We start from the raw sequence: 26183 nt of genomic DNA on the forward strand, positions 1-26183 counted from the left end.
GCGCGCAAATATACGGTTTTTCCGGGAACTATACAACCATAATAAATAATTCCTTCCGGTAGAAAATATATTTTCATCCGAATGGAAAAGTATTTTCTACCGGATGAAAACAAAAATGGCTTCCTTTCTGTTTAATACAGAAAGGAAGCCATTTTTGTTTTGAACGAATACGGCAACCGATTAGTTTGCCATCTCCGACAAAAATTTAATGCGGACCAGACGGATCTCTTCTTCGGTGTAGTCGTTACCCAACTCTTCGATCGCATCTTCCAGATCGTCGGTTTCGGAATCTTTGAAGTATTCATAAATATCTTCAATATGATCTTCATCCATGACATCATTCACAAAATAGTCGATATTGATACGGGTCCCCGAATAAACGATCGCTTCGATCTCGTCGAGCAGTTCGTTAAATTCAAGTCCGTTGGTCAATGCGATCTCATCCAAAGCCACCTTACGGTCGATACGCTGAATGATAGACACTTTCAGTTTCGACTTATTGGCAACCGTACGTACACGCAAGTCTTCCGGTCGCTCGATTTCATTTTCCTCTACGTGTTTTTTGATCAGCGTAATAAATTCCTGACCATAGCGTTTAGCTTTTCCGGCACCTACACCCGGAATGTTCTGCAACTCATCTAATGTCACCGGATAAGTGGTAGCCATAGCTTCCAGAGACGGATCCTGGAATATTACGAAAGGAGGTACTTCCAGACGTTTGGACAGCTTCTTCCGTAAATCCTTCATCATAGAGTACAGAATCGGATCGACCGCACAGGTAGCACCACCACGCACAGGAACTTCTTCCTCTTCTTCTTCAAACTCGTTATCTTTCGTTATCTTGAACGATACCGGTTTGTTCATAAAATCTTTTCCTTTTGGCGATATCTTCAACAAACCATAGTTCTCGATATCCTTTGTCAGATAACCAGCGATCAACGCCTGGCGAATAACAGCGTTCCACGTCTTTTCATCTTCATCCGTTCCGGAGCTGAAGACTTCCAGTTCATTGTGTTTGTAAGATTGAATTTCGGAGGTCTCGTTTCCGACCAACATATTGACAATATAGTCTGCCTTAAATTTTTCTTTTAAAGTACTTATCACTTCAAGTACTGCACTCAACAATTCTTTCGCTTCCACTTGCTTTTGGGGGTTCAAACAATTATCACAATTTCCACAATTTTCTTCCAGGTACTCTTCACCGAAGTAATGCAACAGAACCTTGCGGCGGCATACGGATGTCTCTGCATAAGCAGCTGTTTCAAGCAACAACTGTTTACCGATCTCCTGCTCCGCTACAGGTTTGCCCTGCATAAATTTCTCCAGTTTCTGCAAGTCTTTGTATGCATAAAATGCAATACACTGGCCTTCACCGCCATCACGGCCGGCACGTCCTGTTTCCTGGTAATAACCTTCGAGGCTCTTGGGGATGTCATAATGAATCACATAACGCACATCCGGCTTATCAATACCCATACCGAATGCGATAGTAGCCACAATAACGTCTGCTTTCTCCATCAGAAACGCATCCTGATTTCCAGACCGTTGCCCTGAATCCATTCCAGCATGATAAGGAAGCGCCTTAATTCCGTTTGCTTTCAGAATATCGGCAAACTCTTCCACCTTCTTGCGGCTTAAACAATAGACAATACCCGATTTACCTTCGTTGGCTTTAATATACTTAATAATCTCGCGGTCAATATTCGGACCTTTCGGACGAATCTCGTAATATAAATTAGAACGGTTAAAGGAGGATTTGAAAACTGAAGCATCTATCATACCCAGGTTCTTCTGGATATCATGTTGTACTTTCGGAGTAGCAGTTGCCGTAAGCGCTATCAACGGACGTTTTCCTATCTCATTAATAATAGGACGTATCCGACGATATTCGGGACGGAAATCGTGTCCCCATTCAGAGATACAATGTGCTTCGTCTACTGCATAGAATGAAATATTCACATTGCGCAGGAAATCGACATTCTCTTCCTTCGTCAACGACTCGGGAGCAACGTACAATAATTTCGTGCGGCCTGCCATAATATCCGCCTTCACCTGGTCGATAGCCGACTTATTCAGTGAAGAGTTAATAAAATGAGCTACTCCATCTTCCTCACTGAAATTACGCATGGCATCCACCTGGTTTTTCATCAGGGCAATCAAAGGAGATATAACGATTGCCGTACCTTCCATCATAACAGAAGGCAACTGGTAACAGAGGGACTTACCTCCACCGGTCGGCATCAATACGAAAGTATCGTTTCCGGCCAGCACATTTTCAATAATAGCTTTCTGATTCCCCTTGAAGGTATCAAAACCAAAATGAGTCTTTAAATGCTCAGTTAAACTATCCTTCTTCGCCATACTTATTTATATTTTACAAACCGCCTGCACTTACGCTATCTGCAAACGGTTTACATCTGATTTTTCAAACTTCTCCTTCGCATACTCCAGTGTTACATGAAGTTTCTTTTTCTTTTCTGAAGGCATGCTGAACATAGCATCCATCATAATAGCTTCAACGATTGAACGCAGGCCACGTGCACCCAGCTTAAATTCCAAAGCCTTATCTACAATATACTCGTAGACATCCTCATCGAACGACAACTTGATGGAATCCATTTCAAACAATTTTATATATTGTTTGATAATAGAATTCTTCGGCTCTGTCAGAATGCTACGAAGCGTACTCCGGTCGAGCGGGTTCAGATAAGTCAGAATAGGCAGACGACCAATAATCTCAGGTATCAGTCCGAACGACTTCAAATCGGTCGGCGTAATATACTTCAGGAAATTATTCCGGTCTACCTGAGCTGTATCTTTGCTGGCCGAATAACCGACAACGCGTGTATTCAGACGCTGTGCGATCTTCTTTTCAATGCCATCGAATGCCCCGCCACAAACAAAGAGGATATTTTTCGTATCTACCGCTATCATTTTCTGCTCAGGGTGCTTCCTTCCGCCCTGGGGTGGTACGTTAACAATCGACCCCTCCAGCAATTTCAACAGCCCCTGCTGTACTCCTTCTCCACTTACATCACGGGTTATAGACGGATTATCACTTTTCCGTGCAATCTTATCTATCTCATCAATAAAAACGATCCCCCTCTGGGCTGCGTCTACATCATAATCTGCAGCCTGCAACAGGCGGGTCAGAATACTTTCGATATCTTCTCCCACATAACCGGCTTCAGTCAGCACCGTCGCATCCACGATTGCAAATGGGACATGCAGCAATTTAGCAATCGTCCGCGCCAGCAAGGTCTTACCTGTTCCGGTGGCTCCGACCATAATTATATTAGACTTCTCGATCTCCACATCATCCGAGGTAACTTTCTGAAGCAACCGTTTGTAATGGTTATAAACCGAAACGGAAAGATAACGTTTTGCGTCATCCTGACCAATTACATATTGATCCAGAAAAGTTTTTATATCCTCCGGTTTCGGTAGTTCTGTCTGCTTAAGTCCTAAAGGGCTTTTCTTAGCAGGTTGTTGCTCTTTTACAATTTCGTACGCTTGCTGTGCACATTCATCACAGATAGCACCGGATATTCCATTAATCAGCATGTTAACGTCCCGACTGCTTCGTCCGCAAAACGTACAAAAGTCGCCTGTTTTGGCCATAGAATATTTGTTTTTTTTTGATTGTCAAAAAAGACAAGGCACAAAAGCCTTGTCTATGTTTTTGTTATTTCTTCTTTTCACGGACCAGGATTTCATCTACCATACCGTAAGCTTTCGCTTCTTCGGCAGTCATCCAGTAGTCGCGATCGCTATCACGCTCTACTTCTTCATAAGGTTTACCTGAATGGTCTGAAATAATAGTGTACAGCTCCTTTTTCACTTTCAGGATTTCACGAGCTGTGATCTCGATATCCGAAGCCTGTCCCTGCACACCGCCCAGAGGTTGGTGAATCATCACACGTGAATGCGGAAGGGCCATACGTTTGCCTTTCGTACCGGCAACCAGCAATACCGCAGCAAAAGAAGCTGCCATACCTGTACAGATTGTAGACACATCGCATCCGATAAACTGCATGGTATCGTAAATACCATAGCCTGCATAAACGGAGCCACCCGGTGAATTAATATATATAGATATATCTTTGCCGGGATCACTTGAATCCAGATATAATAATTGCGCCTGGATCACGTTGGCCGAATAATCGTCGACCTGTGTTCCCAGGAAGATGATGCGGTCCATCATCAGACGGGAAAATACGTCCATCTGCGCAACATTCAGCTGACGTTCTTCGATAATTGTCGGAGAAATGTAACTGCTGGTGATATTCATATAACTATCCAGCGCATTACCGTTCATCCGCAAATGTTTCGTTGCATACTTTCTAAAATCGTCCATAATCTACTATTTTTATATTACCGGAAGTCATAAAAAAAGGGATTCCCCTCTGACTTATCGGAATAACAAAGTTATAAATAAATTTCTGAAAGAAACAACTTATTTGCTATCCGGTAAGAGTTTTTTTAGAGAGAAAACCCTTTTTCTTGTTAAAACCATAGTGTTTACTATGGTTTCGGAAGGATAATATTATTCAAAGAGTTTGTTGAATTCGTCAGCTGAAACTTCTTTTACATCCAGTTCCACCTGTCCTTTCAACCATGCAGCCAGTTTTTCTTCTACTGCGCGGTCGATGATATTCTGCAAAGTCTGCTTATTTTTCAACATATCTTTTGCATAGTTAGCCAATACATCTTCAGGAACAGAAAGCATACCGTACTGTGCAAACTGAGCTTGTGCTACACGTTTTGCGAAGTTTTCGATGTCTGCATCTTCTACCTTCAGGTTGTTTGTCTTCACCAGATTTTCTTTGATCAACTGATATTTCAGGTCTTCGATGATTTTTGGGAAATCTTCTTCTACCTTTTCTGCTGTAGTATTTTCGTTTGCAGCTACCAACCAGCGTTTCAGCATATCGTCGGCAAACTTCAATTCGCCAGCTTTCTGAACCAGAACTTCACGTGCATCCAACAGGAATTTATAGTCACTCTGAGGAGTGAACTGATCTGTCAAGGCTTCTTTGATCTTGTTCTTGAATTCTTCTTCGCTGTTCACAACGCCTTCACCAAATACTTTATCGAACAATTCCTGGTTCAGTTCAGCTTTCTTGTGACGGGTAATTTCTGTAATTTCAAAGCTGAAATCGCCAGTGATACCGGCAACAGCTTCTTTGTCGACTTTCAGGAATGAAGCGATTTCAGCTTCAGCGCCTTCATAAGCCTTGTTCGGATTGAATATGATTACAGAGTTAACTTTAGCACCTACGAATTTAGCTTTTTCAGCTTCATCCTTCATATATGCCGGCATCAGTACAGCGTCTTCAACAACGATACCGCCTTCTTTCGGCGAACCGTTTTCAAGTTCGGCAACAGTACCCTTAACCATATCTTTTTCTTCCACTTCGTCTACTTTGTCATAAGTACCGAAATTAGATGTATAAGCATCGATCTGCTGACCCATCATTTCTTCATCGATATCGACCTGATAGTAGGGAAGCTTGTCATTTTTGCTCAGTTCGATATTGATTTCGGGAGCTATAGCTACATCGAAACAGAATTCGAAATCTTCCTGTGTATCAAAATTAATGGGCTGTTGTTCTGATTCGTTAGGCATCGGTTCACCCAATATATTCAATTTGCTTTCGCGGATATAGTTGTACAGCTTATCAGAAACCAACCTGTTTACTTCTTCAACCAGTACATGTTTTCCATACATCTTCTTTACCATACCCATCGGCACCATTCCCTTACGGAAACCCGGTACATTTGCTTTCTGACGGAAGTTGCGCAGGCTCTTTTCAACCTGTTCAGCGTAGTCAGCCTTCACTATTTCTAATTTCACAATACCGCTTACGGCATCAATGTTCTTAAGCGAAACGTTCATTCTGAATGATTTATTTAATTAATAGTCGTATCGAATTTTAGGCTGCAAAATTAGAGTTATTCTTTTAATCTCGCAAATTGTTTACTTAAATTGTTATAAGTAAGTCTAATTTAGACGCATATTATTTTTTTTATTGCAAAATGTTGTTTATCTAAAATTATTGTATTCCTTTGTAAAGTGAAAGGATCGCAAACTCCGGTTTACTACTTTCATAAGTAACAATTTTATTTTTTAATTATTTCTATTTTTATGAACATTTACATTGGTAACCTGAACTATCGTGTTCGGGAAGAAGATTTGAAACAAGTAATGGAAGAATACGGAGTTGTAGATTCTGTAAAGATCATTATCGACCGTGAAACCGGAAAATCTAAAGGTTTTGCATTCGTAGAAATGCCGGACGATGCCGCAGCAAAAAAAGCCATCGCCGAATTGAACGAAGCAGAATATGAAGGCCGCCAGATGGTAGTAAAAGAAGCCAGACCTAGAGCGTAATCGACATTTCCTGGAAAAAATAAAAAACTTCTGCTATCTTTGGCAGAAGTTTTTTTATGACTGTACATATGATATTAAAAGATATATATGCCGGAAAACCGGCTACGTTTCAATTATTGCTACTGTTACTATTTCTGTTATTCGGTGGCATTCTGTCATCCCTGGTCGGAGCAGGGAGTTGTTTCCTGTTGTACGGTGCATCCGGTAATCTTATGCAAAATCCGGATGCAATGCGGTTAATGCAATTGATTTCCGCGATCGGGACATTTCTGTTTCCTTCACTTGCAGTAGCCTGGTTATGCAGCCCCACCCCGGGAAAATATCTTTGGATGAAAAAAAGCCCGGATATCAAGATATTGTTCCTGGTGCTTATCAGCATGTTTCTGATGTCGCCAACGATCACTCTGACAGCATTATTCAACAAACAGATGGTTCTGCCTTCTTTTATGGCTCCTGTCGAAAACTGGATGAAAGCGCAGGAAGCACTTGCCGAACAGTTGACGAATTTGCTTCTATCCGGCGACGGTTTGATGAATCTGTTAGCGAATCTGCTGGTCGTAGCCGTCATGGCGGGTATCACCGAAGAGTTTCTTTTCCGCGGCGCCCTGCAACGGATCATCGGGAAATGGACATCGAACCATCACATTGTGATCTGGACAGCAGCGATCATATTCAGCGCTTTTCACATGCAATTCTATGGATTTCTCCCCCGTGTATTACTGGGAGCCTATTTTGGATACCTGTTGTATTGGAGCAGAAATATCTGGATCCCGGTATTTGCTCATTTCGTCAATAATGCCTTTGCTGTTATCAGCATGTCTGACGACCGCCTGAAAGAAAATGAATTTATTACAGGAGATATTTCAGATACATACCTGTTACCATACTCGGCATTGGCCATCGTTACCCTGTTGTTATTTTACCTGTGTACCCAACAAATCAGAAAGATGGCAAATTAAAGATCTTTTTTTCTCAGAACGAAATCTTTACCTAGATACTTTTCACGAACGATCTCATTTTCAGCCAACTGTTCTGCCGTACCCTGGAAAAGGACCTTTCCTTCAAACAACAGATAAGCGCGATCACAAATACTCAGGGTTTCGTATACATTATGGTCGGTGATCAGAATACCGATATTCTTATGTTTCAATTTAGCTACGATTGTCTGGATATCCTGTACAGCAATCGGGTCAACACCGGCAAACGGTTCATCGAGCATGATAAACTTAGGGTCGATAGCCAGACAGCGGGCAATCTCGGCACGGCGGCGCTCACCACCCGATAACTGGTCACCCAGATTTTTCCGGACTTTATTCAAACCGAATTCAGCGATCAGACTTTCCAGTTTCTCTTTTTGGTACTCAGCCGTAGTATCTGTCATTTCCAAGACCGAGCGGATATTATCTTCTACTGTCATCTTGCGGAAAATAGAAGCTTCCTGAGCCAGATAACCGATACCGTTACGGGCACGTTTATAAACAGGGAACTTTGTGATTTCCATATCATTCAGGAATATCTTCCCTTCATTAGGAGTTACCAGCCCCACAGTCATATAGAATGTAGTCGTTTTCCCTGCCCCATTAGGACCGAGCAATCCTACAATCTCACCTTGTTTCACATTAATGGAAACATGGTTCACCACCGTACGTGTTCTATATTTCTTCACCAGGTCCTCCGTACGGAGCACCATCTGTTGTTCATCTGCCATATCCTACTAATTTACGGGTACAAAGAAACGCAATTAATTAGTTTTCCACAATACTATTATCATTTCTTAATCTCCACGACAATCATTACAGGGAAATGATTGTCGTGGAGTACGGGCCTTATGTTTACTTAATGACACTTCTTTAGGAAAGTTCCCGCTCTGTTCCTTTTGGGCACATTCTGCAACTTCCGAACGCAAAGAGAATGGAGCTTTCCCGTTTTACGGTCGAAAACAAATATATCTCCTCACCGAACTTCATGTACTAGAATATACTTATCACTAACAGCAGAAAGTTCCGATGACCCTCCTAACAAGACATCATCCGTCGTTTCCAATGGTACATATTCAAAATCTGCCATATCCTGAAGGCGTAACTTCTTTTGAGAATAGTTTTTTGAAAAATCAAACACCGACAAATCATCACTCTTTGATTGTGGACTTATTCATATTTACATCAGCATATAATATATAAGCTGAATAACTGAAACACGATGAATTTTGTTATATTTGTATAACAATAAAGAAGACAAACATGATCCTACTTTCAAACATAGACTTTACCTTGCCATTGGCAGATCCGGTATTAAAATTCCTGCTGATTCTGCTTATTATACTGGCAGCTCCGCTCCTATTGAATAAACTTCGGGTGCCTCATCTGCTTGGCTTGATCATTGCAGGAGCCATTATTGGTCCGAATGGGTTTAATCTCGTTTTACGCGACAGCAGCATCATTCTGTCAGGGACGGCAGGTTTACTCTATATCATGTTTCTGGCAGGGCTGGAAATCGACATGGGAGATTTCAAGAAGAATAGCGGAAAAAGCCTCGTTTTCGGGATGTACACGTTCCTTATTCCTATGATATTGGGAACAGCCGTAGGGTTATGGGTACTTAATTTCAGCATGGAGACATCTGTATTGCTGGCCAGTATGTTCGCCTCACATACCCTGATCGCCTATCCGATCATCAGTAAACTGGGGATCAGCAAGAATAATGCTGTGAGTATTACCGTCGGGGGAACGATGATCACGGATACACTGGCTTTGCTTGTGCTGACGATCATTGTCGGCATGGCTACGGGAAATGCAGATGATGCGTTCTGGATACGTCTCGGTATATCGGTCGTTGTTTTCGCGTTGTTCGTATTGCTTGTATTTCCTTTTATCGGACGTTGGTTCTTTAAACGGGTACATGATAATATCTCACAATATATATTTGTCCTCTCGATGGTGTTCTTCGGTGCTTTCCTCGCACAATTGGCAGGGATGGAAGCAATTATCGGCTCTTTCCTGGCCGGATTGGCGCTGAACAGGCTGATCCCTCAAAGTTCGCCTTTGATGAACCGGGTGGAATTTGTCGGTAACGCTATTTTTATTCCTTTCTTCCTGTTGAGCGTCGGCATGCTTATCGATTACAGAGCCTTCTTTACCAGCTTCGAAACGATAAAGGTCGGTATTGTCATGATCGTTGTCGCTACCGCTGCAAAATATGCCGCCGCATGGCTGACGCAAAAAACATTCCGGCTATCGGTCGACCAGCGAAGAGTCATCTTCGGATTAAGCAATGCACAGGCGGCCGCGACCCTGGCGGCAGTTATGGTCGGTTATAACGTCATACTGGGAACAACACCGGAAGGCGAACCGATCCGCCTCCTGAATGAAAGTGTCCTGAACGGAACGATCCTGATGATCCTGGTAACCTGTGCCATTGCCTCCTTCTCCGCTCAAAAGGGAGCACACAATATAGCCATGAAAGAGTCTGAAGAGGCACACGACGAGAATGATACGAAAGACGAACATATCCTGATCCCTGTCAGCAATGAAGAGACGGTTGAAGAATTGGTCCATCTAAGCCTGGCTGTTAAATCGAAAACCAATACCAGCGGGTTATACGCACTCAAAGTAATAGATAACCACAATTCGGACGAAAAGGCTCTGAAATCGTCCAAACGGGTGTTACAAACAGCCGTCGACACAGCCGCTGCCACAGACGTACGCCTGAAAGGGTTACTTCGCTACGACCTGAGTATCTCCAACGCTATCACCAGCGTTGTCAAGGAGCGGGAAATAACCGATCTTGTCCTGGGGTTACACAAAGAAAAAGACATCCCGGCAGCTTTTCTCGGAAATATCGTTGAAAACGTATTACAACATAGCAGTGTAACGACCTTCATATATAAACCTGTACAACCGCTTTCGACCATCAAACGCCATTTGATCATCATTCCTGACCAGGCGGAAAAGGAAATCGGCTTCATTCAGATCATGGACAGAATATGGAATGTATTGCAGAATACCGGAGCAAAAGTGGTATTTTACGGTTCGGACGATACATTAAAAGCCATAAAAAAAGTGTTTGCCAAAAGGGCCGGAGAAATCTCTTATACAACTTTCAGCGACTGGGATGATTTTCTGATTGTCTTCCGGGACGTGAAAGCCGACGACAGCATGTGGATCATTTTCAGCCGGAAAGAAGGTCTGTCGTATAATTCAGTCATGCCCCGTATTCCGGGATATCTGAATAAATATTTCCAATCCAACAGCTTCATTCTCTCTTATCCGATACAGGCTAGCATGGATGAAGGTACAAGGTATCTGACTTGAGGAAATTGAGAATTAGGGGTGGATGGTCGACAGTTTAGTAAGCTATAAAATCATAAAGCGTGAACAGTTGTTGACATATTTCAGTTATATTTGCAGACTGGAACAGATAAGTACTTCAAAAAATGATGAATAAAGCATTACATAGAATGGGAGAATATGTCATGTTGATGGGGAAATCCATATCAATACCTGACAGATGGAGCATGTTCTTCAAACAATTGATAAAAGAGATCTACAAACTGGGAGTAGACTCCCTTTGGATCGTAATTATCATTTCAGTCTTTATCGGTACGGTAATCGCAATTCAGATATCGCTGAATATCAGTTCTCCGCTGATTCCTAAGTTTACGATCGGATATACGACTCGTGAAATTATCCTTCTTGAATTTTCTTCCTCTATCATGTGTTTGATCCTGGCGGGTAAAGTCGGTAGTAATATTGCCTCCGAGATCGGGACTATGCGTGTAACGGAGCAGATCGATGCGATGGAGATCATGGGAGTGAATTCGGCTAATTTCCTAATCATGCCGAAAATTGCCGGGCTGATGATCTTTATTCCAGTATTGGTTATATTCAGTATGTTCACCGGTATATTGGGAGGTATTGCAGCCAGCCACTCGACGGGAACGGGAATGACCCCCGCTTCTTTCGAATACGGATTGCAGTTTTATTTCAATGAATTCTATATTTGGTATTCTATTATAAAATCAGTGGTTTATGCCTTCATAATCTCATCGATAGCCGCTTATTTCGGTTACTATGTAAAAGGAGGTGCGCTTGAAGTTGGTAAAGCCAGTACAAACGCCGTAGTAATGAGCAGTATCATGATCCTGCTGGCAGACGTAATAATGACCCATTTAATGCTTACGTAAAAATGATAGAAGTAAAAAATATAACGAAATCATTTGAAGGTCGTACCGTACTGAATAATATCAGTGCCGTCTTCGAAACGGGTAAAACCAATCTTATTATCGGACGAAGCGGTTCCGGTAAAACGGTTTTGATCAAGAATATTATCGGGCTGATGAAACCGGATTCAGGAGAGATCCTGTATGACGGTCGCGACTTGACTTCAATGGGGAAATTAGAGCTTAATATGCTTCGCCGGGAAATGGGTATGTTGTTTCAAGGTTCGGCTCTGTTCGACAGCATGACGGTTCTTGAAAATGTAATGTTCCCCCTTAATATGTTTTCTAAAGACTCTTTTAAAGAAAGGGAAAAGAGAGCGATGTTCTGCCTAGAGCGTGTAAACCTTTCGGAAGCCGAGCATTTGTATCCGTCCGAGATCAGTGGCGGTATGATGAAACGTGCAGCTATCGCCCGCGCCATTGCCTTAAATCCAAAATATCTCTTTTGTGACGAACCGAACTCAGGCCTCGATCCAAAGACTTCTTTGCTGATTGACGACCTGATCCACGACATCACGACTGAATATAAGATGACGACTGTCATTAACACCCACGATATGAACTCGGTGATGAATATCGGAGAAAATATCATCTTCATCAAGGAAGGTGTCAAAGAATGGCAGGGGACAAAAGATCAGGTCATTACTTCCAACAATAAAGCACTGAATGACTTTATCTTTGCATCCGACCTGTTCCGCAAGGTGAAAGAGGTGGAGATGCAACAGGAAGAAGGATAAATAAAAAAGCTCCGGTCGATCGACCGGAGCTTTTTTATTTAGTACCCGAACAATTCTTCTTTACTTAGTTTTGTGATCGGCCCATACTCGGAAAGGGCTTTCAGATCCAGATCTTTTTCATCACCAAGCACGCAATAGGTATACTTACGACCTTTCACCCATTTTTCCTGGAAAGCTTTAATCTCGTCCAAAGTCATGGATGGTGCCTTTTCGTAAAGCTCTTTGCGGCTATCTACGTTCAATCCCATATCCTGTGCATTCATATACGACCATAACACATTCGATTTTGTGATACGATCCGTACGCAAACGCGTGATCAACGCATCCTTTGCTAGCTCGAAAGCTTTTTCCGATTCAGGCATATTATTGATAATATCATCAAATGCTTTCATAGCATCGATCATCTTGTCATTTTGAGTAGCGATGAACGTACGATATACATACGGATATTTTAATTTGGAAGGGGTAATAAGGAACGCCCCGGCGGAGTAGGCCAGACCGCGTGCTTCACGCATTTCCTGGAATACAATAGCATTCATTCCTCCTCCAAAATACTCATTATACATATTCAATGTAGGCTGGATAGCCGGATCGAATTTCTCACCCCGGTTAGAGACAGCGGAGAAATAGATCTGTTTGGCATCGTACTGCGCCAGTAAGACTTTATTTCCGGTAGTTTCCTGTTGCTTAAAGTCTGCGGCTGCCGGAACCGGATTCAACGTTGCAGGAACATTGTGGTATTTCTCTATAATGTCCAGCAATGCCTGTGTTTTCTCCGGGCCATAGTACATGATAGTATGTTCGTATGAGTTTATCTTACGGATACGGTCTACGAGTTCCTGCGGATTCATCTGCTGCAACTCGGCAGTTGTCAGCACATGAGTAGCAGAAGAGTTAGGCCCCCAAATAGCATATTGGATCAGTTTATTGAAATTCTGTCCCTGATTCAATTTTGCATCGGCTCTTTTCTTCAAGATATCATCTGCCAGATTTGCGTATGTATCCTTATTAACCTGGGCATCCGCCAGTAGTTCTTCAAACAAAGCCATTGCCTGCGGCATCTTTTCCTGTAAACCCTCCAACATCACATAAGTGCGATCGGAACCGGGGAATACACTGAAATAACAGGCCAGACGATAAAATTCTTCATTTATCTCCTTCAGGCTTTTCTTTGATGTTCCGAGATATTTCATGTATTCAAAGGCTGTACCCATTGCCTTATCATTATCATTCCCCATGTCAAATACATACATTAACGAGAATATATCGTTCGTTGTATTTTGCTTGTAAAGAACGGGAATACCGGATTTAGCGGTCAGTTTCTGCAGGTCTTTATCATAATCCAGGAATACCGGTTCGATAGGAGTCACATTTGAAGCCTGGATCTCTTTCAGGAAGACACTTGAGCTGTCGCGGTTCATTACGATCGGAGTAATCTTCGGTTTATCTATTTTCTTTTCATTCGGGTCTTTGCCTTCCCGCTTATAAATAAGGGCATAGTTGTCACCGAAATATTTATTCGCGAATTCAACGATCTGAGGTTTAGTGATTTTGCTCATTCTATCCAACTGAGCAACCTCATCTTTCCAGTCCACACCATTTATGAAGGAAGAGACAAACATATCGGCACGGCTGTAATTATTATCCAGGCGATACATCTGCATCAATTTATAATTGTTGATAGCAGCCTCTAAAAGCCCCTCGTCGAACTCTCCTTTTTTCAATTTATCTATCTCTGCCAGGAAAAGATCCTTTACTTCGTCAAGCGTTTGTCCCTGTTTCGGACGACCGCCTATAACGAATGCATTATAATCTGCCATATCATAAGTACCGGCATAACAGCTAAGTACTTTCTGTTGCTGTACCAGGTCGATATCCAACAGACCGGCTTTTCCGTTATTAATGATTTCACCCGTCAGGTTCAATAAGTCCTGCTCAGGGGAAGCAGCACCTGGGAAACGCCATCCTAATGTCACATTTTCAGCATCCACTCCCAATACATCCTTTACAACCGGAGCTTTGATAGGAGATTCGTGTGTCACCGGTAATGCCGGCAAATTCGGATTCGGCTGCAAATGGCTGAAGTATTTATTGATTATAGCAATAGTCTGGTCGGGATCAAAATCACCGGACATACAGATCGCCATATTATTCGGCACATACCAGGTATTGTGGTAATTTTTGATATTGGTGATCGACGGGTTCTTCAGGTTCTCCTGCGTGCCTAAAACGGTCTGTGTTCCGTAAGGATGATCCGGGAAAAGAGCATTTAAAACGGCTTCATAGACTTTACGTCCGTCACTGGTCAGAGACATGTTCTTTTCTTCGTAGACTGTCTCCAACTCGGTATGAAAACCACGAATCACATTATTTTCAAAACGGTCTGCCTGGATTTTTGCCCAGTTATCGATCTGGTTGGAAGGGATATCTTCGGTATAAACAGTCATATCGAAGCCCGTATAGGCATTTGTCCCGTTCGCACCGATAGCAGACATCAGCTTGTCGTATTCGTTCGGAATAGCATATTTCGACGCTTCATAAGAAATGCTGTCTATCTGATGATAAATAGCTTTCCGTTCCCCTTCATCGGTTGTCTTCCGGTATACTTCAAACAGTTGTTCGATTTCATCGAGCATCGGTTTTTCCTGTTCGTAATTCTGAGTCCCGAACTTCTGCGTACCTTTGAACATCAGATGTTCAAAGTAATGTGCCAACCCGGTCGTTTCAGCCGGGTCATTCTTCCCGCCAACCCTCACAGCGATGTAAGTCTGGATACGCGGTGTCTCTTTGTTTACGGTCAAATACACTTTCAAGCCGTTATCCAGCGTATAGATACGTGCTTTCATGGGATCATTCGGGACTGACTCGTACTTAAACGGGGAAGTCTCTTTACAGGCTGCGGTCAGTAAAATAATTACGGCCAGCGAAAAAAGCTGAATAATTCTACGCATACGATTTAGATTTAGGAATTACTTAGGAGCCAAATATAGGAAAATATAATTCAAATAACCTTCATAAGGCATTTAATTATTGGTTATTACACGAAAAAAAGCGATTATCGCAACAATATGCAATAACCGCCTTCCTATACTTATTCCGGATATCAGATCCCGAATGCTTCTTTCACTTTATCTACATAATCCAGTTTTTCCCAGGTAAACAACTCTACTTCGCAGATGGTTGGTTTCGGGTTATAACGGGAAGTGAATGTTTTTGTCACTGTTTCCGGTTTACGTCCCATGTGACCGTAAGAGGCTGTTTCCAGATAGATCGGGTTACGCAGCTTCAAGCGTTCTTCAATAGCTTTCGGACGCATATCGAAAATGTTCCAGATCTTTTCTGCAATCTCGCCGTCGGTAAACTTAACATTGGAACGACCGAAGGTATTTACAAAAATATTCATCGGTTTAGCAACACCGATTGCATAAGATACCTGTACCAGCATTTCGTCGGCTACACCGGCTGCAACCAGGTTCTTAGCGATATGACGAGCGGCATAAGCAGCCGAGCGGTCAACCTTCGAGGGGTCTTTACCAGAGAAAGCACCACCACCGTGTGCACCCTTACCACCATAAGTATCTACAATGATCTTACGGCCGGTCAGACCTGTATCACCGTGAGGACCACCGATCACGAACTTACCGGTCGGGTTCACATGATAAATGATATCATCGTTGAACAAAGCCTGTACATGAGCCGGATACTGTGCCTTTACACGAGGTACGAGGATATTCTTTACATCTGCTGCAATCTTCTTCTGCATGGCGATATCGGCTTCTTCCTGGCTGATACCCTTCGGGCCGATAAATTCGTCATGCTGGGTAGATACAACGATCGTATCGATGCGTAACGGCTTACCGTTGTCATCGTATTCAATAGTTACCTGGCTCTTTGCATCCGGACGGAGGTAAGGCATCAGGTCGTTTTCATTCTTACGTATCTCAGCCAGTTCCCACAACAAACTGTGTGAAAGATCCAGCGCCAGAGGCATGTAATTCTCAGTTTCATTTGTAGCATAGCCAAACATCATACCCTGGTCGCCTGCTCCCTGGTTATAAGGATCTTCGCGTTCAACACCACGGTTAATATCTCCACTCTGTTCGTGGATAGACGAGAACACACCGCATGATTTTGCTTCGAACTGGTATTCACTCTTAGTGTAACCAATCTTTTCGATCACGTTGCGTGCTACATCCTGCACATCTACATAAGCACTTGATTTAACTTCTCCAGCCAAGACAACCTGTCCGGTTGTAACAAGGGTTTCGCAAGCAACTTTCGAGTTCTTATCATAAGCAAGAAACTCATCCAGCAAAGCATCCGATATCTGATCGGCTACTTTATCGGGGTGCCCTTCGGACACCGATTCGGAGGTGAATAAATAACTCATTACTTTGAAATTAGTTGACAGATGACAAGTGACAGTTGACAGTTATAAAAACCACAGACCGAAACCTGATACTGACAAGTGATTATTAATAATGAATTGATAACGGAAGAATCATATATGCCGAACGGCTAAGAAAAGTATCTTGTTTTTAGCATTTTTTCCTGTGGTTGCAAGCAATACAAATCTATCCACATCAATTCTGTTGCAAAGATACAAATAATTGAGAATTTAAAGTTGAAAATTGAAAATTATTTTTTCTTCTTTGTGTTACGAAGTGCTTTTTTATACTTGTATTCAGCTTTCATCTTAGCCGAACCCGATTTATGAGTACCTTTCAGAAAATCAGAATATTTGATTTTTCTTTCTCCGGTATTTTCTTCACTGGCCTTTTTCTTGAAGACCATACCGCCACCTGTCAGGATTTTTTCTATATCGTTCATTGTTTTATTTATATTCGTTCATTTGAAAAACAGAAAGAAAGCACAAAATGTTGCACTTACATAAGAGAGATTACCGGCTTCTTAAATACCGGATGGATTACGTCAGGGGCAATCTCCGCCAACGGCTCCATTACAAACTGACGCTCATGCATCAGGGGATGCGGCAAGGTCAGCTCCGGAGTCTGCAGAATAAGATCGTCATACAGCAATATATCGATATCGATAATACGGTCGTGATACGCCCCGTTACTCTTTTGCGTTCGTCCCATTTCCAGTTCGATCTGCTGGGTTGCTTTCAGCAGTTCCAACGGCGACAATGAAGTCTCCAGCTGTAAGGCTGCATTCAAGAATGTATTGTCGGACTGGAATCCCCAGGGTTCCGTTTCGTAAAAACCGGAAAGGGCGAGAACGTCTCCCACCCTTTCAGCTAACAGCGCGGCGGCCGTTATCATATTCCGTCTTTTATTTCCTATATTCGTACCTAAAGCAAGGTATACAATAGCCATAATCAACGTTTATAAGATCAGCATGGCATCACCGTAAGCACCGAAACGATACTTTTCTTTCAATGCCACTTCATAGGCATCCATAATCAAATCGTAACCACCGAATGAAGCAGTCATCATCAGAAGAGTAGACAACGGCATGTGGAAATTTGTGATCATGCTGGTTGCCACACTGAAATCATACGGCGGGAAAATGAACTTATTCGTCCATCCTTCGAATTCTTTCAGGTGTCCGTCTGTACTTACTGCTGTTTCAACAGCACGCATCACGGAAGTACCCACGGCGCAGATCTGACGTCCGTCGTCCTTACCTCTGTTTACGATATCGACAACATCCCCGTTTACGATCATCTGTTCGGAGTCCATTTTATGCTTTGTCAGGTCTTCCACGTCGATCTCACGGAAATTACCCAGTCCGGAATGAACCGTCAGAAAAGCAAAACGACAGTCTTTTATTTCCAGACGTTTCATCAATTCACGGCTGAAGTGAAGACCGGCAGCAGGAGCTACAACAGCACCTTCTTCAGTTGCAAAGATGTTCTGGTAACGATCTTCGTCATCCGGTTCGACCGGACGGTCGATATATTTTGGCAGCGGGGTTTCGCCCAATGCATATAATGCTTTTTTAAATTCGTCGTGGTTACCGTCATACAGGAAACGCAGTGTACGGCCACGTGAAGTAGTATTGTCAATGACTTCAGCCACCATCGAATCGTCTTCTCCGAAATACAGTTTGTTACCGATACGTATCTTACGTGCCGGATCTACCAATACGTCCCAAAGACGCAGGTCTTCGTTCAGTTCACGCAGCAAAAAGACTTCAATACGTGCACCGGTTTTTTCTTTATTCCCGTACAAACGGGCAGGGAAAACCTTCGTGTTATTGAAGATAAATACATCCTTCTCTCCAAAATAGTCCAACAGATCTTTAAATACCTTATGCTCTATTTCGCCGGTGTTACGATTAACAACCATCATACGGGACTCATCCCTGTTCTTTGCAGGATGAAGAGCGATCAAATCCTCCGGTAAATTAAATTTGAATTTAGACAGCTTCATAATGTTACTTTATTTATTTTCTTTTTATTCTTATCATTTGTCAGAGGATACAGACCCAACTTCACCAGCCGGACAATCTCCTACCGCCTCATCCAAAAATGCATCTATCTCTTCCGGATTCATGCATTTATCCAATGTTATATCTCCGATCCGGGTACGTTCCAACCCGATCAGATGAGCTCCCGAATGTAAGGCCGTACCGACATCACGGGCCAAAGCACGGATATAAGTACCTTTGCTACACACCACACGGATCTTAATGACCGGCAGGTTACATTCCAGTAACTCCATTTCGTCGATCACCAATGTCTTCGACTTCAACTCCACTTCTTCACCTTTGCGTGCCAGTTCATAAGCACGCTTCCCATCTACTTTACAAGCAGAAAAAACCGGGGGGATCTGTTGAATGATACCTACAAACGAATTCAGTACCTCTTCTACCATCTCCCGGGTTATATGTTCTGTCGGATATACAGCATCTATCTCTTTTTCCAGGTCGAAAGAAGGCGTTGTCTCACCCAGTTTCAGCGTTGCAACGTATTCTTTGGTCTGATACTGGAATTCGTCGATCCTTTTGGTTGCTCTCCCGGTACAAACGATCATTACCCCGGTAGCCAACGGATCAAGCGTTCCGGCATGTCCGACCTTTATCTTTTTTACTTTCAGCTTCCGCGACAACTTATACCGGAACTTGTTCACCAGATCGAACGACGTCCATGTCAGCGGTTTGTTAAAATATAAAACCTCTCCTGCTATAAAATCCATTCTATATTATTTCATCAATGTACATGCAATAGTGATCAAACCGGCTATTGCACAATAAATAGCAAAGTAGATCAACTTCCCTTTTTTCACAATATTGATCATCCACTTACAAGCCAGACAACCGGAAAGGAAAGCAGCTACAAAACCAACGACCAGTGAAAGTGTCGGAATATCTCCGGCCACATCTTCACCCTTAACCATCTTCAATACATCCAATAAGGCTTCACCCAAAATCGGAGGGATCACCATCAAGAAAGAAAACTGAGCCAGTTTCGCCTTATTATTACCCAACAATAAACCCGTAGCAATCGTTGTACCCGAACGTGAAAGTCCGGGCAAAACAGCACAAGCCTGGGCTAAACCGATAATAAAAGCATCTTTCATCGAAATCTTTTCTTTCTGCCGCGGCTTTGCATAATAAGAGAATGCCAGCAAAGCAGCCGTTACCAGCAGCATACAACCGACGATAAGCAAACCCGAGCCAAAGATAGCTTCGACTTTATCTTTGAAAAATACTCCCACGATACCAACCGGTATCATCGAAATCAGGATATTGATCGCATAACGTGTTTCGCTATTCATCTCAAACTTGAATAACCCGCGGAATATCCATTCGATCTCTTTCCAGAGTATTACTAATGTACTAAGTACCGTAGCCACGTGGACCACGATCGTAAATATCAGATTCTCTTCTCCTTCAATTCCAAACAGGGCCGATCCGATTGCCAAATGACCGCTGCTGCTTACGGGAAGATACTCCGTCAGTCCCTGTACGATTCCCAGCACTAAGGCCTCTAACCAACTCATTCTGTTACTTCTTTACCTTTACTGTTCTTCAGGATTCCTACAATCATCAGACCGAAACCGATCACAGTTACCACCGGTGCAACAACAATACGTCGTGTACTGAATATTTCCGGATTAAAACTGGTTGCATCACCTGATCCACCACCACTCATCAACATGAAACCAATAATGATTACTGCTACAGCAACTGCAATCAGAATAAAATTTTCTTTACCGAATGCAAAATCTCTTTTAGCCATCTCTCTTTGTTTATTTTAAATGTAATACAACTTATCAACACCCATACGGAGGTACTTGTTTACAGCAAAAATGGTAGCCGTAATAGATAACAGTATTCCCAGCAGGAATACTGCGGCATAAACCACCAGTAAAGCCTTCATATCCAATAATTGAATAAAGCCGTCCAACTCGTGTTGTAAGTAATATAACGAACCAGTCAGCATCAATATTGCAAGGATAGAAGCAAAAATACCACTTACCACATTATAACGGACAAAAGGCCGGCGTATAAAGCCGGAAGTGGCACCTACCAATTTCATTGTATGGATCAAAAAACGCTTTGAATAGATCAATAACCGGATTGTATTACTGATCAGTACAAATGATATGGCCATCAGCATAACGGCCAGTGTGAGCAGGATAATGCTCAGACGTTTCATATTATCGTTTACCATCTGCATCATATCTTTACGGTAAAGCAGGTCGGATACAGATGTATATGTTTTTATTTTCTTTTCAATGTGCTGCAGGCTGTCCGGGTTTGCATATTCGGAATGCAGTTTTACTTCGATAGAGGCTTGCAGAGGATTAAAGCCCAGAAATGTTTCAGGATTCTCTCCCAGTTCTTCTTCCAGTTCTTTTGCAGCTTGTTCTTTAGATATATATTCGGTCGATTTGATAAAGGGAAGCGCATCCAGGCTTTTCTGCATTTTCTTAATATCAGCCTCTTTCTGGTTATCTTTTAATACAATTGAAAATGAAATGTTCTCCTTGACATAGACCGATAACTTATTCCCCAACAACCCCATCAGTAAAATCAAGCCCAGCAGAAAGAGCACCAGAGCAATACTGATAATAGACGTAAGACGAGAATTAAAGAAAGAAACCGAGCTAACCTTATTATTTTCAGCCATCAGACGTAACCTTATTATTATTCAACAAATTGAGGAGATATGTACAGAGCACATACCTCCCAATTTTTCTGCAAAAGAACGAATAAATTGCGAGACAGCCGTCAGATTATAATTATTTAACCATTTATAAACCTGCCGGTTCGCACTCATCATTCTACCGGTTCACCGAATAATGTTGCCGAAGAGGCTCTGTTGATTCTTACCTTCACAAATTGCCCGACTTTATAGTTTTTCTTATCGAAAATCACGACTTTGTTTTGGCTCGTACGCCCGAACAACTGTTCGCGTGAACGTTTGGAGAAACCTTCGATCAGAACCTCAAACTCTTTTCCTATATCACGCAGGTTACTTTCTTCCGACAGCTGATTCTGTAAATCGATCATTCCCTGCAAACGACGTACTTTTTCTTCTTCCGATACCGTATCAGGGAGATGTTTGGCCGCATAGGTTCCGGGACGTTCAGAATATTTGAACAGGAAAGCGGCGTCATATCTGACTTCGCGCATCAATGAAAGTGTTTCTTCATAATCTTCTTCTGTTTCCGAATGAAAACCACAGAACAGATCGGTTGCAATCGAAGCTTCCGGAACGATACGGCGAATAGCGGCGATACGATCGAGATACCATTCACGGGTATATTTACGGTTCATCACCTTCAGGATCTTCGAGCTACCCGACTGAGCCGGCAGATGTATGTACTTACATATATTATTATGGGCGGCTATCACACGGAGTGTATCGTCGCTCATATCTTTCGGATGAGAGGTCACAAAGCGAATGCGCATATTCGGCGCCTCCTCGGCTACACGTTCCAGCAGCATTGGGAAAGTAACCGTTTCACCGTCTTTTTCAAAAGCATACGAATTCACATTCTGCCCAAGCAATGTCGCCTCTTTAAAACCTTTGTCACGCATGTCCCTTATTTCATTCAGGATACTTTCCACATCGCGGCTACGTTCACGTCCACGAGTATAAGGTACGATACAATACGTACAGAAATTATTACACCCACGCATAATCGACACAAAACCCGAGATATGCACGCCACCCAACTTCAGGGGCATGACATCTTTATAGGTTTCCTGTGTGGAAAGTTCAACATTGATCGCTTTTTCCCCATGCTCGACAGCACCTACCAGGTTTGGCAGATCCATATAAGAGTCCGGACCTACTACCAGATCGGCATGATGCACATTGATCAGTTCCTCTTTCACCCGTTCGGCCATACATCCCAGTACGCCCACAATCAGTGATTTCTTTTTCCGCTTTAGAGACTGAAAATACTGAAGCCGTCCGTAAATTTTCTGTTCCGCGTTATCGCGTACCGAGCAGGTATTTACAAAGACCGCATCCGCTTCTTCAATCTTGTCGGTCATAGCGTATCCGTCCATTTTCATGATGGAAGCTACCACTTCACTGTCTGCTACATTCATCTGGCACCCGTAGGTCTCGATGAACAACTTTTTCTCCTCATTTCCGGCTGCAGATTTTAAGTCTGCGCCATTTTCCTGATTCGTCATTTTGTTTCCGTTAATAAAATTTAAATACACGTATTCTATAAAAATAAACCGCCAAAGGCTTGCACAGTTCAATTTCGCCAATTATATTTGCATACGAAAAACGTAAATTTTTTCATAGTTAAGGTTTTGGTTAAATCGAATAAGGGTGGCTGTGAAGTTACCCTTATTTACTTTTATACCCTTTATAATTCTATCTTCTTTCACTATTCAATAAATCTTCGTACATTTGGAGTGCAAAAATAATCAAAGTTATGGATAACCTGGGCGATTGGATATATATTGTTTTCCTGATAGTTGCAGCAGTGAGCGGTTTATTCAGTTCAAAGAACAAGAAAAAACGCCCGACTCAGGTGCTGGGACAACCTGAATACGAGCCGGCTAAAGAGGAGCATACTCTCTCAGGCAAAGGCTTTTGGGAAATACTGGAAGAGGCAACTACTCCTCCCGAAAAGAAAGAAAATAAGAAAAAGAAAAAAGAAATACGGCAACCTAATCCTTTCTTGGCTGCCGAACAGGAAATCCACAAACCCAAAGTCAGTTCATCCCCGATCATGAATTTTCCGACCGAAGAGGAACATGCCCTTTTAGAGGATATTGAGTTCAATAACGCTGAAGAGTTAAGAAAAGCTGTTATTTACTCAGAAATACTTAACCGCAAGTATTGATCTATTTTCTTTTTTAATACCTTTGCAGCCGTTTAGCTGACTTATAAGTATTTATCTAATAAAAAATAATATCATGGCTTTAAAATTCATTACAGCTGAAGAAGCTGCTTCGTTCGTTCATCATAACGACAACGTCGGATTCAGTGGTTTTACACCAGCCGGATGCCCGAAAGTCGTTCCGGGTGCCATCGCAAAAAAAGCGATGGAAGAACATGCAAAAGGAAATCCTTTCCAGATCGGTATGTTTACCGGAGCTTCTACCGGTGATAAACTGGATGGCGAATTAGCTCGCGCCAATGCTATTAAATTCCGTACTCCGTACCAATCAAACAAAGACTTACGTGCATTACTGAATGCTCATGGAGCACAGTATTTCGACATGCACCTGTCTGAACTGGCACAGGACCTACGTTATGGTTTTCTTGGAAAGATCGATGTAGCAATCGTTGAAGCTGCCGATGTAACCGAAAACGGTGAAATCATCCCGACCAGCGGTGTAGGTATCGTTCCTACAGCTTGTCGCATGGCTGACCGTATCATCATCGAGTTGAATAGCAGACACCCGAAAGAAATCCGCGGTATGCACGACATCTACGAACCGGCAGATCCTCCTTACCGTCGTGAAATTCCAGTATATACTCCGTCCGACCGTATCGGAACTCCTTATATTAAAGTAGATCCGGCTAAGATCGTCGGTATCGTAAAGACAGAAGAGCCGAACGAAGGAGGTAAATTCTCACCGCTGGATGACGTTACAATGGCTATCGGTAAAAATGTTGCCGACTTCCTGGTAAGCGAAATTAAAGCCGGCCGTCTGCCGAAAGAATTCGTTCCCCTGCAGAGTGGCGTAGGAAATGTAGCCAATGCTGTTTTAGGTTGCATGGGTGCTAACAAAAATATTCCTGCATTCAATGTATATACGGAAGTTATCCAGGATGCAGTTATCAGCCTGATGAAAGAAGGCCGCGTGAAATTTGCCAGCGGTTGTTCTTTATCTGTAAGTAATGAAGTAATCCGTGAAATTTACGGTAACCTCGATTTCTTCAAAGACAAGATCCTTCTTCGTCCGCAGGAAATCTCTAACAATCCGGAAGTGGCTCGTCGTCTTGGATTGATCGCAATCAATACGGCACTGGAAGCTGATATCTTCGGTAATATCAACTCTACTCATGTATCAGGAACAAGAATGATGAATGGTATCGGTGGATCTGGTGACTTTACCCGTTCAGCGATGTTGTCTATCTTCACCACTCCTTCTACAGCCAAAGACGGTAAGATCAGTGCTTTCGTTCCGATGGTGTCTCACCTGGATCACAGCGAACACTCAGTAAAGATTATCATCTCTGAATATGGCGTAGCCGACCTGCGTGGAAAATCGCCTATCGAACGCGCTAACTGTATTATCGACAATTGTGTTCATCCGGATTACCAGCCGTTGTTGAGAGAATATCTGGCAATGGGAGTGAAAGGTCATACTCCGCAGAACCTGAAATGTTGCTTCGCTTTCCACGAAGAACTGGCTACAAGCGGCGATATGCACAATGTAGACTGGAGCAAGTATAATAAGTAAGAAATACCGGAGATCCGGTACAAAATAAAAATCCTTCCGAATGAAATTTGATTTTCTTTCGGAAGGATTTTTTATTTTCAGAGAAACAACCTATCAGGGTTGCTTTCCGATATAAGCCAGGATACCACCGTCTACATATAATACATGTCCGTTTACGAAGTCGGATGCATCGGAAGCGAGGAATACGGCCGGTCCCATCAAATCTTCCGGAGTTCCCCAACGAGCAGCCGGAGTCTTGGCTATGATGAAGGAGTCGAACGGATGGCGTGAGCCGTCCGGTTGAGTTTCACGAAGCGGAGCTGTCTGCGGGGTAGCGATATAACCCGGGCCGATACCGTTACACTGGATGTTATATTGACCGTATTCGGAAGCGATATTACGAGTCAGCATCTTCAAACCACCCTTAGCGGCCGCATAAGCAGAAACGGTTTCGCGTCCCAGCTCACTCATCATCGAGCAGATATTAATGATCTTTCCGTGACCTTTCTTAATCATGGAAGGGATAACTGCTTTAGAAACGATGAACGGAGCATTCAAATCCACATCGATCACCTGACGGAACTCGGCAGCCGACATTTCATGCATCGGAATACGTTTGATAATACCGGCATTGTTTACCAGGATATCGATCACACCCACTTCCTTTTCGATTTGGGCAACCATGGCATTCACCTGGTCTTCGTTAGTCACGTCGCAAACATATCCGTTAGCTTCGATCCCTTCCGCTTTGTAAGCAGCCAGACCTTTATCCACCAATTCCTGTTTGATATCGTTGAAAACGATCTTCGCACCTGCCTGGGCAAAGGCAGATGCCAATGCGAAACCAATTCCGTAAGAAGCACCTGTTACAAGTGCAACTTTTCCTTCTAATGAGAAATTTACCATAACAAATAATGTGTTAATGTGCCAATATGCCAATGTGCCAATAAACGCACAAGCAGTTAACACTGATTTTTTTATTTATAGCAACGGGGAATTG

At 42.8% G+C, this 26183-nt stretch carries 24 protein-coding genes and 1 pseudogene; 7 read left to right on the forward strand and 18 right to left on the reverse strand.

The features are described from left to right. Positions 1-180: 180 nt before the first annotated feature. The 4 genes from recQ to tig form a co-directional block, all read right to left on the reverse strand. The gene (gene recQ, locus QZ076_RS05930) at positions 181-2361 is read right to left on the reverse strand and encodes a DNA helicase RecQ (RefSeq protein WP_075558858.1); all 2181 of its coding nucleotides are present in this window, start codon (positions 2359-2361) and stop codon (positions 181-183) included. Positions 2362-2391: 30 nt separating this feature from the next. Next, positions 2392-3621 carry an ATP-dependent Clp protease ATP-binding subunit ClpX gene (gene clpX, locus QZ076_RS05935; protein ID WP_293711163.1) on the reverse strand — a complete coding sequence of 410 codons (1230 nt, stop codon included), beginning with the start codon at positions 3619-3621 and terminating at the stop codon, positions 2392-2394. 64 nt (positions 3622-3685) lie between these two features. Beyond that, on the reverse strand, positions 3686-4357 hold the full coding sequence (gene clpP / locus QZ076_RS05940; protein WP_075558860.1) for an ATP-dependent Clp endopeptidase proteolytic subunit ClpP: 672 nt from the start codon (positions 4355-4357) through the stop codon (positions 3686-3688). Between the two features lie 189 nt (positions 4358-4546). After that, positions 4547-5899, reverse strand: a complete 1353-nt coding sequence (tig, locus tag QZ076_RS05945; protein ID WP_293711166.1) for a trigger factor — start codon at positions 5897-5899, stop codon at positions 4547-4549. A gap of 249 nt (positions 5900-6148) precedes the next feature. Here tig and QZ076_RS05950 point away from each other — a divergent pair, with 249 nt between their 5' ends. Both QZ076_RS05950 and QZ076_RS05955 read left to right on the forward strand, forming a co-directional pair. Continuing rightward, positions 6149-6394, forward strand: coding sequence for an RNA-binding protein (locus QZ076_RS05950; RefSeq protein WP_028730635.1), 246 nt, complete (start codon positions 6149-6151; stop codon positions 6392-6394). Positions 6395-6462: 68 nt separating this feature from the next. Further along, positions 6463-7353 (forward strand): CPBP family intramembrane glutamic endopeptidase, encoded by an 891-nt coding sequence (locus QZ076_RS05955; RefSeq protein WP_293711170.1) that lies wholly within the window; start codon positions 6463-6465, stop codon positions 7351-7353. Here the strand turns inward: QZ076_RS05955 and lptB are convergent. From lptB to QZ076_RS05965, 3 genes and pseudogenes are all read right to left on the reverse strand, one after another. After that, a complete protein-coding gene (lptB, locus tag QZ076_RS05960) occupies positions 7350-8102 on the reverse strand; it encodes an LPS export ABC transporter ATP-binding protein (protein ID WP_293711173.1) in 753 nt (250 codons plus the stop codon). The genes QZ076_RS05955 and lptB overlap by 4 nt on opposite strands. A gap of 59 nt (positions 8103-8161) precedes the next feature. Then, positions 8162-8303, reverse strand: a pseudogene (locus QZ076_RS21980) (endonuclease); the annotation flags it as partial. A 44-nt stretch (positions 8304-8347) separates the two neighbouring features. Then, the gene (locus tag QZ076_RS05965) at positions 8348-8518 is read right to left on the reverse strand and encodes a 6-bladed beta-propeller (protein WP_293711175.1); all 171 of its coding nucleotides are present in this window, start codon (positions 8516-8518) and stop codon (positions 8348-8350) included. A gap of 116 nt (positions 8519-8634) precedes the next feature. On the opposite strand from QZ076_RS05965, the gene QZ076_RS05970 reads away from it, so the two are divergent. The 3 genes from QZ076_RS05970 (at position 8635) to QZ076_RS05980 (ending at position 12349) form a co-directional block, all read left to right on the forward strand. Next, the gene (locus QZ076_RS05970) at positions 8635-10704 is read left to right on the forward strand and encodes a cation:proton antiporter (protein ID WP_293711177.1); all 2070 of its coding nucleotides are present in this window, start codon (positions 8635-8637) and stop codon (positions 10702-10704) included. A 125-nt stretch (positions 10705-10829) separates the two neighbouring features. Continuing rightward, positions 10830-11576 (forward strand): ABC transporter permease, encoded by a 747-nt coding sequence (locus tag QZ076_RS05975; protein WP_293711178.1) that lies wholly within the window; start codon positions 10830-10832, stop codon positions 11574-11576. 2 nt (positions 11577-11578) lie between these two features. Beyond that, a complete protein-coding gene (locus QZ076_RS05980; protein WP_278625163.1) occupies positions 11579-12349 on the forward strand; it encodes an ATP-binding cassette domain-containing protein in 771 nt (256 codons plus the stop codon). Between the two features lie 38 nt (positions 12350-12387). Here QZ076_RS05980 and QZ076_RS05985 read toward each other — a convergent pair whose 3' ends face one another. The 10 genes from QZ076_RS05985 to miaB form a co-directional block, all read right to left on the reverse strand. Continuing rightward, positions 12388-15300 carry a M16 family metallopeptidase gene (locus QZ076_RS05985; RefSeq protein ID WP_293711185.1) on the reverse strand — a complete coding sequence of 971 codons (2913 nt, stop codon included), beginning with the start codon at positions 15298-15300 and terminating at the stop codon, positions 12388-12390. Between the two features lie 152 nt (positions 15301-15452). Continuing rightward, positions 15453-16739, reverse strand: a complete 1287-nt coding sequence (gene metK, locus QZ076_RS05990) for a methionine adenosyltransferase (protein ID WP_293711187.1) — start codon at positions 16737-16739, stop codon at positions 15453-15455. A 248-nt stretch (positions 16740-16987) separates the two neighbouring features. Then, on the reverse strand, positions 16988-17179 hold the full coding sequence (locus tag QZ076_RS05995; RefSeq protein WP_293711189.1) for a hypothetical protein: 192 nt from the start codon (positions 17177-17179) through the stop codon (positions 16988-16990). Between the two features lie 56 nt (positions 17180-17235). Then, positions 17236-17685: a 2-amino-4-hydroxy-6-hydroxymethyldihydropteridine diphosphokinase gene (folK, locus tag QZ076_RS06000; protein WP_293711191.1), complete on the reverse strand. Its 450-nt coding sequence runs from the start codon at positions 17683-17685 to the stop codon at positions 17236-17238. 9 nt (positions 17686-17694) lie between these two features. Then, the gene (queA, locus tag QZ076_RS06005; protein WP_293711193.1) at positions 17695-18744 is read right to left on the reverse strand and encodes a tRNA preQ1(34) S-adenosylmethionine ribosyltransferase-isomerase QueA; all 1050 of its coding nucleotides are present in this window, start codon (positions 18742-18744) and stop codon (positions 17695-17697) included. 33 nt (positions 18745-18777) lie between these two features. Next, positions 18778-19509, reverse strand: coding sequence for a tRNA pseudouridine(55) synthase TruB (gene truB, locus QZ076_RS06010; protein ID WP_293711195.1), 732 nt, complete (start codon positions 19507-19509; stop codon positions 18778-18780). A gap of 6 nt (positions 19510-19515) precedes the next feature. Next, positions 19516-20316 (reverse strand): undecaprenyl-diphosphate phosphatase, encoded by an 801-nt coding sequence (locus tag QZ076_RS06015; protein ID WP_293711197.1) that lies wholly within the window; start codon positions 20314-20316, stop codon positions 19516-19518. Beyond that, positions 20313-20555 (reverse strand): DUF3098 domain-containing protein, encoded by a 243-nt coding sequence (locus tag QZ076_RS06020; RefSeq protein ID WP_129732024.1) that lies wholly within the window; start codon positions 20553-20555, stop codon positions 20313-20315. Before QZ076_RS06020 ends, QZ076_RS06015 begins: the two co-directional genes overlap by 4 nt. Before the next feature lie 15 nt (positions 20556-20570). Continuing rightward, positions 20571-21449: a permease-like cell division protein FtsX gene (locus tag QZ076_RS06025; RefSeq protein WP_293711199.1), complete on the reverse strand. Its 879-nt coding sequence runs from the start codon at positions 21447-21449 to the stop codon at positions 20571-20573. Between the two features lie 149 nt (positions 21450-21598). Then, positions 21599-22969, reverse strand: coding sequence for a tRNA (N6-isopentenyl adenosine(37)-C2)-methylthiotransferase MiaB (gene miaB, locus QZ076_RS06030; RefSeq protein WP_293711201.1), 1371 nt, complete (start codon positions 22967-22969; stop codon positions 21599-21601). A gap of 251 nt (positions 22970-23220) precedes the next feature. Between miaB and QZ076_RS06035 the strand changes: the two genes are divergently transcribed. Continuing rightward, positions 23221-23634: a hypothetical protein gene (locus QZ076_RS06035; RefSeq protein ID WP_293711204.1), complete on the forward strand. Its 414-nt coding sequence runs from the start codon at positions 23221-23223 to the stop codon at positions 23632-23634. Between the two features lie 73 nt (positions 23635-23707). Further along, complete coding sequence (locus QZ076_RS06040) at positions 23708-25204, forward strand: acetyl-CoA hydrolase/transferase family protein (RefSeq protein WP_293711206.1); 1497 nt, start codon at positions 23708-23710, stop codon at positions 25202-25204. A 93-nt stretch (positions 25205-25297) separates the two neighbouring features. Here the strand turns inward: QZ076_RS06040 and QZ076_RS06045 are convergent, their stop codons facing one another. Next, complete coding sequence (locus QZ076_RS06045) at positions 25298-26089, reverse strand: gluconate 5-dehydrogenase (protein ID WP_293711208.1); 792 nt, start codon at positions 26087-26089, stop codon at positions 25298-25300. Positions 26090-26183: the final 94 nt, after the last annotated feature.

Source organism: uncultured Parabacteroides sp. (assembly GCF_905196875.1).
GTDB lineage: Bacteria > Bacteroidota > Bacteroidia > Bacteroidales > Tannerellaceae > Parabacteroides.